Below are 9,942 nucleotides of genomic sequence, written 5' to 3'. Positions count from 1 at the left end.
CGGGAGGGTGAGGAGGGTCACGCACGGCCGCACCGGCGCCAGCGCGACCATGACCGACGCCGTCGGCAGGACGCTCCGCATACGAGCCGACGGCGCCGGGCTCGCCCTCCACGGCCGCATCGCCGGCATCCCGTACGACGAGGTCCGCATGGGCCTGCGCGTCGAACCCGTGTGGAGCGAGGACGGCCGCTATCCCGACCACTACCGGCCCACCGGCGAGCCCGACGCCGACTACGACACGTACAAGGAGCTGCTATGAGCAGGGACGTGGCGATCGTCGCCTTCGCCCAGAGCGACCACCGGCGGCGCACCGACGACCTCTCCGAGGTCGAGATGGTGATGCCCGTCCTCCACGAGGTGCAACGGCAGACCGGCCTGAAGGCCTCCGACATCGGCTTCACCTGCTCCGGCTCCTCCGACTACCTCGCCGGGCGCGCCTTCTCCTTCACCATGGCCCTCGACGGCGTCGGCGCCTGGCCGCCGATCTCCGAGTCCCACGTCGAGACGGACGGCGCCTGGGCGCTCTACGAGGCGTGGGTGAAGCTCCTCACCGGAGAGGCCGACACGGCCCTCGTCTACTCCTACGGCAAGTCCTCGCCCGGCTCCGTCCGCGACGTCCTCACCCGCCAGCTCGACCCGTACTACCTGGCCCCGCTCTGGCCCGACTCCGTCGCCCTCGCCGCCCTCCAGGCCCAGGCCCTCGTCGACGCCGGCGACACCGACGAACCCGCCCTCGCCGCGATCGCCGCCCGCAGCCGCGAGGACGCCAGGACGAACTCCCACGCCCAGCTGCCGGGCGCCCGCCCCCAGGGCGAGTACGCCGTCCAGCCCCTCCGTACCGGCGACTGCCCGCCCATCGGCGACGGCGCCGCGGCCGTGATCCTCGCCGTCGGCGACCGGGCCCGTGAGCTGTGCGAGCGCCCCGCCTGGATCCGGGGCATGGACCACCGGATCGAGGCCCACTCCCTCGGCGTCCGCGACCTCACCGACTCGCCCTCCACCCGCCTCGCCGCCGAACGCGCCGGAGCCTTCGAACGGCCCGTCGACACCGCCGAACTCCACGCGCCCTTCACCTCCCAGGAGGTCGTCCTGAGGAAGGCCCTCGGGCTCGACGACAGCGTGCGGATCAACCCCTCCGGCGGCGCCCTCGCCGCCAACCCCGTCATGGCCGCGGGCCTCATCCGGCTCGGCGAGGCCGCCGCCCGCATCCACCGCGGGGAGTCCGACCGCGCCCTCGCCCACGCGACCTCAGGCCCCTGCCTCCAGCAGAACCTGGTCGCCGTCCTGGAAGGAGAACCCCGTGGCTAAGGAGCCCGTGGCGATCGTCGGCATCGGCCAGACCAAGCACGTCGCCGCCCGCAGGGACGTCTCGATCGCCGGACTCGTCCGCGAGGCCGCCCTCCGCGCCCTGGCGGACGCGGAGCTGACCTGGGCGGACATCGACGCCGTCGTCATCGGCAAGGCCCCCGACTTCTTCGAGGGCGTCATGATGCCGGAGCTGTACCTCGCCGACGCGCTCGGCGCCGTCGGCAAGCCCATGCTCCGCGTCCACACCGCCGGATCGGTCGGCGGCTCCACCGCGCTCGTCGCCGCCAACCTGGTCTCCGCGCGCGTGCACCGCACCGTCCTCACCCTCGCCTTCGAGAAGCAGTCCGAGTCCAACGCCATGTGGGGCCTCTCCCTGCCCGTCCCCTTCCAGCAGCCGCTGCTCGCCGGCGCCGGCGGCTTCTTCGCCCCGCACGTGCGCGCGTACATGCGCCGCACCGGCGCCCCCGACACGATCGGCTCCCTCGTCGCGTACAAGGACCGGCGCAACGCGCTCAAGAACCCGTACGCCCACCTCCACGAACACGACCTCACCCTGGAGAAGGTCCAGGCCTCCCCGATGCTCTGGGACCCGATCCGCTACTCCGAGACCTGCCCCTCCTCGGACGGCGCCTGCGCCATGATCCTCACCGACCGCGCCGGCGCCGACCGCGCGCCGCGGCCGCCCGCCTGGGTGCACGGCGGGGCGATGCGCAGCGAACCCACCCTCTTCGCCGGCAAGGACTTCGTCTCCCCGCAGGCGGGCCGGGACTGCGCGGCCGACGTCTACCGGCAGGCCGGCGTCACCGACCCCCGGCGGCAGATCGACGCCGTCGAGATGTACGTCCCGTTCTCCTGGTACGAACCCATGTGGCTGGAGAACCTGGGCTTCGCCGAGGAGGGCGAGGGCTGGAAGCTCACCGAGGCCGGGGTGACCGAACTCGACGGCGACCTGCCCGTGAACCCCTCGGGCGGGGTGCTCTCCACCAACCCCATCGGAGCCTCCGGGATGATCCGCTTCGCCGAGGCGGCCCTGCAGGTGCGGGGGGACGCCGGCGCCCACCAGGTCGAGGGCGCCCGCCGGGCGCTCGGCCACGCCTACGGAGGCGGCGCCCAGTTCTTCTCCATGTGGCTCGTGGGGGACACCCCGCCCACCGGCTGAGCCCGCTACGCGGCGGATCACGCTCCGGGTGCACTCCGCGCTCGACGCCGTCGGGCTCACCGCGGCCGTCGCGACCGAGCTCGCCGCGGCGGGCACGAGCTGCAACGTGGTGGCCGGATTCCACCACGACCGCCTCTTCGTCGAACACGCCTGCGCGGAGGAGGCGTTGGCCGCTCTGGACCGGCTCTCGCGACGGTCGGCCGACTCGGCCGAATGACGGTCGCGGTCGACCCCGCCGGGCGTACGCCCGCGCCCGGCGGTACGGCGCGCCCTCCGCGACCGGGCGGGCACTCCGGGTGACCGCCGAGGTCTCCGGGCCCTCCGCGCGCGTGAAGCTCCCGGAGGAGTCCGCCGACCGGCTCGACCGGTCGCCCGCCGGGTACGGGCGGCACGAGCGCGCTCACCGCCCGTGAGCGGGGCCGCCGCCGGGCTCACCGTCCGCGACCGGGACGGCGATCGGGACGGTGATCGGCGGCCCGGCGGGCGGGGCCGGCCGGAGGGGGCCGCCCGGCGCGTCGCGTCGTGCGCCGGGGCACGTACCATGGCCGTATGTCCTTCCTCCGCCGCCGCAGCGCCGCCACACCCGCGGGCCCGGACTTCGACGTCCTGGCCATGGACCCGGGGGACTGGCCCGGCAATCTCGGCGCCGGTCTGCTGCCCGCACCCGACGGTTCCTGCCAGGGCGTGTTCCTCCGCTACGACCTGTTCGGCGGCCGCGGACCCGCGATGATCATCGGCAACCTCCCCGAGGGCTCCCCGGCGCGCGAGCTCGCCGACGGCCAGATCCCCTTCGAGGTCGCGCAGCTCCTCGCCGCCCTGGAGAACGACGAGCCGGTCGAGGTCCTCGACACCGAGGACATGCCCGTCATGCAGGGCGACAACCTCCTCATCGTGCGCCGCCTCAAGCTCTCCGAGAGCCGTATCTCCTGCGTCCAGTTCGACCGCAGCGACAACGTCCTCGTGACGATCGCCAGTTGGGACCGGCCGATCACCGACGACCTGTACGCACTGCTCAAGCCGCTGCCCGCCGAACTGTTCCAGCAGGGCTGACGGGGGGCGGGGCCCGATGAGCGCGCGCGTCGACGCCTGGATCTGGGCGGTCCGTCTGACCAAGACCCGCTCGCAGGCCGCGGCCGCCTGCCGGGCCGGACACGTCAAGGTCAACGGCGAGCGGGTCAAGCCGGCCCAGGCCGTGAAGCCCGGCGACGAGGTCCGGATCTACCACGGCGGCCGGGAGCGGATCGTCGAGATCAAGGAGCTCCACGTCAAGCGGGTCGGTCCGCCGGTCGCCGCCGAGGCGTACGTGGACAACAGTCCGCCCCCGCCGCCGCGCGAGCACGTCGCCGTCGCCGCCGTGCGCGACCGGGGCGCGGGACGCCCCACGAAGCGCGAGCGCCGCGAGCTCGACGAACTGCGCGGCCGGCGCCCCTGATGTGCCGATCCCCTGATCGGTCGACCCTCTGATCCGTGGGCCTCCGGGGCCCGTCCCGGAGGCCCACGGCGTTCCTCAGCGCGGACCCGCGCCGAGCAGCTCGGAGATCCGCGCCGCCGAGGTGCCGAGCCCCCTCGGACCCCGGCTCAGCAGAGCGCTGCCGCTGCCCGCGCGCACGTCCTCGGAGCCGTAACGCCGTACCTTCCGGTGCCAGTTGAGGACGCCCGCGAGCCAGTCCTCAAGGCCCCGCAGATACGCCTCGAAGGCCTCCCGCCCCGCCGGGGTGAGCTCGAACTCCTCGTACAGCAAGGGGATTTCACGCTGCTTCAGCGTCTCGTACTGGCGCAGCCGGCCCCGCATCAGGTCGTCGATCATCGACACGGCGGTCGGGTAGTCGCAGTCGAAGAACTTCTGGAGCACGAGGACGCCGTTGTGCACCTCGCCCTCGACCTCGATCTCCTTCTGGTACGAGAACAGGTCGTTGACCAGCGCCCCGTAGTCCATCACCGCGTTCTCCAGGCTGCGTACCGTCCCCGACGCCAGGACCGCGGGCGGCAGCGTCGTCTCCTGCCGCAGCCGGCAGAGCAGCGTGGTCAGCTCGGAGCCGAAGGTGCTGCGGCGCATCTCGATGTAGTCGACCGGGTCGGGCACCCGGTGCTGCACCACGTTGTGCATCTCCCACATCCAGCTGTCGAGCATCGCGTCGAGCGAGTCCCGCAGCTGCGCCCGCGTCGCGCGCGTCATCGTCGCGGCGGTCCGCGCCCAGACATCGGCGAGCGCCCTCTCCAGCGGGTTCACCGCGAACGCCGCGCCGGTCGCCGGCTCGTCGAGCGGCATGCACGCCTTGAGCCGGTCGGTCTGCTCCTTCGCGCCGGCCAGACTGCCCGCCCGCCCGAAGACGGCCGGGTAGTAGTCGTCCGCGTAGGTTCCCCAGGTCAGCCAGTCGGCGCTGAGCTTCAGCTCCTCCAGGGAGGCGTCCGGATCGAGGCCCGCCGCGCACAGCGCGAGGTCGAAGCCCTCCGCCATCGGCCGGTCCCAGAGGTCGTCGAGGAGCCCCGTCCGCTCGGCCCAGTCGACCGTGTGCCGCGCCGCCTCCCGGTGGTGCGGGTTGAGCGTCAGCGGGTACGGCAGGTCGAACTCGGGCAGCAGCGAGGGCCCCACGGGCTGGTGCGGCGCATGGGTGAACGCCCGGTGCCGTGCCGCCGCCGGCCGCCCGAAGAGGGTCCGGATGTCGAGAGCGGAGGTGCCGATGATCCCGTCCAGGTGCGAGGACCCGCCGACCATGCCCTCGTTCATGTACCGGCTGGAGCGCATGTGCCACTCGTGACCGCCGGACTGCCAGTCCTGGAGCCCCTTCGCGTACGCCGCGACGGCCGCGCACTCCTCGGGGCTCAGGCCCTTCTCGGCGGCGAGCAGCGGCACCTCGGTGAGCGCGGTGTTCTCGAACTGCTGGACCCGCGAGGTCAGCAGGTCGTTGACGGCGTTCGCCGCCTCCTGGGTCGTGCAGCCGAGGAAGCGCTCCAGGACGAGGACGCCGTTGCTGTTCTCGCCCTCCTCCTCCACCTCGCGCTGGTACGAGAAGAGGTCGTTGCGCAGGTGCACGGCGTCGGAGAAGGCGTCCCTGAGTACGCGCAGCGGCCGGGAGTACGCCACCTGGGCGGGGACCTCGGCGCCCGCCGCGTACTCGACGAGACCGGCCGACCAGGGCGCGCCGCCGACCTTGCGGCGCATCTCGATGTATTCCAGGGGGTTGGCGACCCGCCCGTCGTTGATGTTGTCGAGCTCCCACAGGGACTCGTAGAGCAGGTGCTCGGTCGCCTCCGCGAACCGCACCCGCCAGCCCTCGGACATCGAGGGGACGGTCCGCCGCCAGAGGTCGGCGAGACCCGCCTCGACGGGGTTGACCGGCTCGGGCATGCCCGTCGCCGGGTCCGCCGGCATGAACAGCGGCAGCCGGTCCAGATAGGCCTTGCTGCCCGCCCGGTCCTGGGTGCGCTTGAAGACCTCCAGGAAGTGGTCGTCGAAGAAGAAGACCCAGGTGTACCAGTCGGTGACGAGGTTCAGGGCCTCCTCGTCGCAGTCGGGGTGCGTGTACGAGCAGAGCAGCGCGTAGTCGTGGGACTGGAGGTCGTGCTCCTCCCAGACCCCCGAGCCCTCCAGCATCCCCATCTCCCGCGCCCAGTCGCACGTGTGCGTGCGGGCGGCCTCCAGGTGGGGGTTGAGCCGGGCCGGATACGGAACATAGAAATCCGGCATGACGAAGGGCTGAGGCATTTCCTGGGGGGCCTTCCGGTGAGCTGGGGCGATGACCGGCCCCAGCCTTCCCCGTCGTCCAGGTGGCGCACGCGTTCTCCCGAATAGTCGTATGAACGCCGACGGGGTGGTGCCGGACCCCGTGTCCGGCACCACCCCGCACCTTTCGGCCAGCCCTCCGTCAGCCCTGGGAAACCCGCACGTCAGCGGCCTTCACAAAGGCGACTCGATGGCCGAACTGGATCTGGTAGTACTCCTCCTGACCCCGCACGACCGTGTGCCCGCTGGGGTCGAACACCGGCGCGAAGTAGTACTCGCCCGGGGTGCGGCCCCCCACCACGTACCGCTGACCCGCGAGCAGCTTGTACGGCAGCGGCGACACCGACTGCACCGGCACGCCCGCCGGATACGCCGAGGCCTCCGGATAGGCCCGCCCGTACACCGGCACCTCCGCCAGCCCCTCCCGGGGCGTCAGGACCTGACCCCGTACGTTCACCGCGGTCGGCTCCTCCACCGGGTTCTCGAACCACGCCTTCTGCCCCAGGTACCAGACCGCCGTCCAGTCGCCCCGGCGCTCCGCCACCGCGAAGCTCTGCCCGGTCGAGGCGCGCGCCCCCGTGTCGTTGACCCCGGTCGTGGAGTCCTGCCCGCCCGGCCGCAGACCGATGTCCTTCACCAGGGGCGCGTCGGCGCTCGGCGCGGTGTGCAGGCGCACCGCCCCGCTGCCGTGCGGCACACACGCCTGACCCGCCGTCACACAGCCCGTGTAGACCGGCTGGTGGCTGCTGTAGTCGGGCCGGATCGTCACCACGCCCGCGTGCGGACCGGCGCTCGGGGTGATCGGACGGCCGAGCAGCTGGAAGTAGTGCGCCCAGTCCCAGTACGGCCCCGGGTCCGTGTGCATGCCCTTGACCGAGGACGTCACCGGGCCCGGCACGTTGTCGTGGCCCAGGACGTGCTGCCGGTCCAGCGGGATGTCGTACCGCGCGGCGATGTACCGCACCAGGCGCGCCGACGTCCGGTACATCGCCTCCGTGTACCAGGAGTCCGGCGAGGTCAGGAAGCCCTCGTGCTCCAGGCCCACCGACTTGGCGTTCACGAACCAGTTGCCCGCGTGCCAGGCCACGTCCTTCAGCGGCACGTGCTGGGCGATGTGCCCGTCGGAGGAGCGCAGCGAATACTGCCAGGACACGTACGTCGGGTCCTGCACCAGCTTCAGGGTGGTCTTCCAGTCGGCCTCGGTGTCGTGGATCACGATGTAGTCGATCGACTGGGAGGCGGGCCGGTTCGCCTTGTCGTGGTTGCCGTAGTCGCCGTCGCCGAACTCCTCGTACGGCGCGGGGACCCACTCGCAGGCCACCGAGGCCGGGCACTCCACGGGCCCGGCGGCGGACCGGCGGAGCCCCAGGGCGTCCACCTGGCCGGTGGCGGGCGCGACCGCCGGGGCCGCCGGGAGCGTCACCACCTGCCCGCTGTCCGTCGTCCGGGTCTCCCCGGTCCTGATCACGTCGAACACGTCGTTCGCGTACGTCGCCGCCGTCGCCGAGTCGTCCGCACCGGAGTACCGCGCCACCGCCCCGTACCAGTCGGCCGGGTCCGCGCTCGCCGGAAGCCCGGCCTCCCGCTGCGCCGCCGCGAGGAGCGCCGCCCCGCCCTCGATGTTCGCGGCCGGCACGGTGCGCAGCTCCTCGGCCGGGATCCCGGACAGCTCCGAGGCCCGCTCCAGGGTCCGCAGCTGCTCGGGCAACTGCTCCGGCGCGGGGAGCGGGACCTCCACGCCCGTGCGGGCCGGACGGGAGGAGTCGCCGCGGGCGTCCTCCTCGCCCTCGGAGTGGTGCGGGGCGGTCCGTTCGAGCGCCGTCACCGCGTCCGTCAGGTGCATCGGCCCGTAGCCGCCGGTCACGCTCGGCGCACCGCCGTGGGTGTCCCACCGCGACTGCAGGTACGCGACGGCGAGCAGCACGCTCTCCGGCACGCCCTGACGCTCGGCCGCGCGCGCGAACTGCCCCTGCAGGACACCCGCCTCGGGCACGTCGGCGCCGGCGGGCGGGGCGGCGGACAGCAGCGGAAACAGCAGGGCGGCGGACGCCAGGGCGCCCACCGCCCCCGGCACACGGATCGGTGACGGACGTCTGCGCGATGCGGAACGGAGCAAGGCGGCCTCCAGAGGCAGGGGGTGAGACGGGGGCGTGCGGGGCCGAACCCGTACAGGGGTATCGGCTCCCGGACGTCCCGTCAATCACACCCGTGCAAAAGGAAGTTCCCACGTCAGGGCGGGAATGGAGGCCATGTGACGGAGTTTCGCGGAGACGGGGCCCGGGCCTGGGACGCGTCACTGGAGTGGACCAATGGAGGGACACCTGAGGGGACTTCGGGGACTTCCGCGAAAACCCCGACGGGGACAAGCCGGTGCGCCGCGTCCCGGTGTGTCGGCACCGGGCTCACGGCGCACCGCCCCCGTGTGGTCGGCCGGACCCGCCCCTTCAGCGCGTCCCGACCGCCGCGCGCACGGCCCGCCGTGCCATGGCGCAGTCGTCGTGCAGCCGCCTCAGCAGCAGCCGCTGTTCCTCTCCGGGCGCGAGCGCCCCCGACGGCACCGGCACGGAACCGGCCGGCGGAGCCTCCTTCATGGTGCGCTGCACCGCCGTCTCGTAGGTGCGGATCTCCCTCGTCAGCACGATCATCAGGTTCACCAGGAAGGCGTCCCGGGAGGCCGGGCCCGCCTGCTGGGCGAGTTGACTGATCTGGCGGCGGGCCAGCGGCGCGTCACCGAGCACCGCCCACAGGGTCGCCAGGTCGTAGCCGGGCAGGTACCAGCCGGCGTGCTCCCAGTCGACGAGGACCGGTCCGGCGGGGGAGAGCAGGATGTTGGAGAGCAGGGCGTCACCGTGACAGAACTGGCCCATGCCCTGGCGGCCGCCCGCGTGCGCCAGACCGCGCAGCAGCTTCTGCAGGTCGTCCCGGTCCCGGTCCGTGAAGAGCCCGAGCTCGTGGTAGCGGGCGATCCGGGCGCCGTAGTCCAGTGGCGCGTCGAAGGTCCCGGCCGGCGGCCGCCAGGCGTTGAGCCGGGCGATCGCACCGAGCGCGGCCCGCACGTCCGCCCGGGGCGGGGCCTCGACGGGGTGGCGCGACAGCGCCGCCGCCCGTCCGGGCATCCGCTCGATCACCAGCGTGCAGTTCTCCGGGTCCGCGGCGATCAGCCGCGGCGCCCGCACCGGCGGACGGTGGCGGACGAAGGAGCGGTAGGACGCTATTTCGTGCCGGAACCGCTCGACCCACGCGGGGGAGTGGTCCAGTAAACACTTCGCGACCGCCGTGGTCCGCCCGGTCGTCCCGACGATCAGTACGGAACGGCCGCTGCGCCGCAGCACCTGCACCGGGTTGAACTCCGGGCAGATCCGGTGGACCGACGCGATCGCCATCTTCAGCTGCGCCCCCTGGGGGCCGGACAGGTCGATTCGTCCGCTGACCGGCTGGGTACCGGTGCCGCCCGCCCAGCGCCTGGGCCGGACGACCTGGGGCGCGGGGGCGAGGTACGGACCGGCGCCGGCGGGGACGATGCGGTGCTGCGGCCGGGGCGGGGCGGACACGGAGGACGATGCTGTGTACATGGAGGACAGATCCCTTCGTGTGCCGACGAGTTGCGTGCGTCGCCCCGCCCGCCCCCGGTCCGCACCCTGGGGAATGAGGGCCGGTCGGCGGGGCGGGGTGGCGCGTTCCTACCTGACACCCGGGCGCGGGTGGCGGAACATCTCGCGCACCCTGGCGAAGCCTGGCGAATTGTCGCCAG

The 9,942-nt window shown here is 73.2% G+C and carries 7 protein-coding genes and 2 pseudogenes; 6 read left to right on the top strand and 3 right to left on the bottom strand.

Annotation, left to right across the window (positions count from 1 at the left end; genetic code table 11):
• The 6 genes and pseudogenes from CCN56_RS23680 to CCN56_RS23655 all read left to right on the top strand — a co-directional run.
• Positions 1 to 259 (top strand): annotated as a pseudogene (locus CCN56_RS23680) (hypothetical protein); the annotation flags it as partial.
• On the top strand, positions 256 to 1,308 hold the full coding sequence (locus CCN56_RS23675; RefSeq protein ID WP_086829796.1) for a thiolase domain-containing protein: 1,053 nt from the start codon (positions 256 to 258) through the stop codon (positions 1,306 to 1,308). The pseudogene CCN56_RS23680 and the gene CCN56_RS23675, both read left to right, overlap by 4 nt.
• On the top strand, positions 1,301 to 2,467 hold the full coding sequence (locus tag CCN56_RS23670; RefSeq protein WP_086829794.1) for a thiolase domain-containing protein: 1,167 nt from the start codon (positions 1,301 to 1,303) through the stop codon (positions 2,465 to 2,467). The genes CCN56_RS23675 and CCN56_RS23670 overlap by 8 nt, the downstream gene beginning before the upstream one ends.
• Positions 2,468 to 2,483: 16 nt before the next feature.
• Positions 2,484 to 2,684: pseudogene (locus CCN56_RS23665) on the top strand (ACT domain-containing protein); the annotation flags it as partial.
• A gap of 332 nt (positions 2,685 to 3,016) precedes the next feature.
• The gene (locus tag CCN56_RS23660) at positions 3,017 to 3,517 is read left to right on the top strand and encodes a hypothetical protein (RefSeq protein WP_030688984.1); all 501 of its coding nucleotides are present in this window, start codon (positions 3,017 to 3,019) and stop codon (positions 3,515 to 3,517) included.
• Positions 3,518 to 3,533: 16 nt separating this feature from the next.
• On the top strand, positions 3,534 to 3,899 hold the full coding sequence (locus CCN56_RS23655) for an RNA-binding S4 domain-containing protein (RefSeq protein ID WP_041127666.1): 366 nt from the start codon (positions 3,534 to 3,536) through the stop codon (positions 3,897 to 3,899).
• 75 nt (positions 3,900 to 3,974) lie between these two features.
• Here the strand turns inward: CCN56_RS23655 and CCN56_RS23650 are convergent, their stop codons facing one another.
• The 3 genes from CCN56_RS23650 to CCN56_RS23640 form a co-directional block, all read right to left on the bottom strand.
• Positions 3,975 to 6,173 carry a Geosmin synthase gene (locus CCN56_RS23650; RefSeq protein WP_086829790.1) on the bottom strand — a complete coding sequence of 733 codons (2,199 nt, stop codon included), beginning with the start codon at positions 6,171 to 6,173 and terminating at the stop codon, positions 3,975 to 3,977.
• A gap of 160 nt (positions 6,174 to 6,333) precedes the next feature.
• Positions 6,334 to 8,253 carry an N-acetylmuramoyl-L-alanine amidase gene (locus tag CCN56_RS23645; protein ID WP_086829789.1) on the bottom strand — a complete coding sequence of 640 codons (1,920 nt, stop codon included), beginning with the start codon at positions 8,251 to 8,253 and terminating at the stop codon, positions 6,334 to 6,336.
• Positions 8,254 to 8,635: 382 nt separating this feature from the next.
• The gene (locus CCN56_RS23640; protein ID WP_086829787.1) at positions 8,636 to 9,763 is read right to left on the bottom strand and encodes an aminoglycoside phosphotransferase family protein; all 1,128 of its coding nucleotides are present in this window, start codon (positions 9,761 to 9,763) and stop codon (positions 8,636 to 8,638) included.
• Positions 9,764 to 9,942 lie beyond the last annotated feature (179 nt).

The organism is Streptomyces sp. NRRL B-24572, assembly GCF_002156145.1.
GTDB classification, from domain to species: domain Bacteria; phylum Actinomycetota; class Actinomycetes; order Streptomycetales; family Streptomycetaceae; genus Streptomyces; species Streptomyces vietnamensis.
Note: the sequence above shows the minus strand (reverse complement) of the source record. Positions and strands in the feature narration are given on the sequence as shown.

Coding starts and splice junctions, on each gene's coding strand:
- CCN56_RS23675 (WP_086829796.1), top strand. CDS start 256: ATGAGCAGGGACGTGGCGATCGTCGCCTTCGCCCAGAGCGACCACCGG.
- CCN56_RS23660 (WP_030688984.1), top strand. CDS start 3,017: ATGTCCTTCCTCCGCCGCCGCAGCGCCGCCACACCCGCGGGCCCGGAC.
- CCN56_RS23655 (WP_041127666.1), top strand. CDS start 3,534: ATGAGCGCGCGCGTCGACGCCTGGATCTGGGCGGTCCGTCTGACCAAG.
- CCN56_RS23650 (WP_086829790.1), bottom strand. CDS start 6,173: ATGCCTCAGCCCTTCGTCATGCCGGATTTCTATGTTCCGTATCCGGCC.
- CCN56_RS23640 (WP_086829787.1), bottom strand. CDS start 9,763: ATGTACACAGCATCGTCCTCCGTGTCCGCCCCGCCCCGGCCGCAGCAC.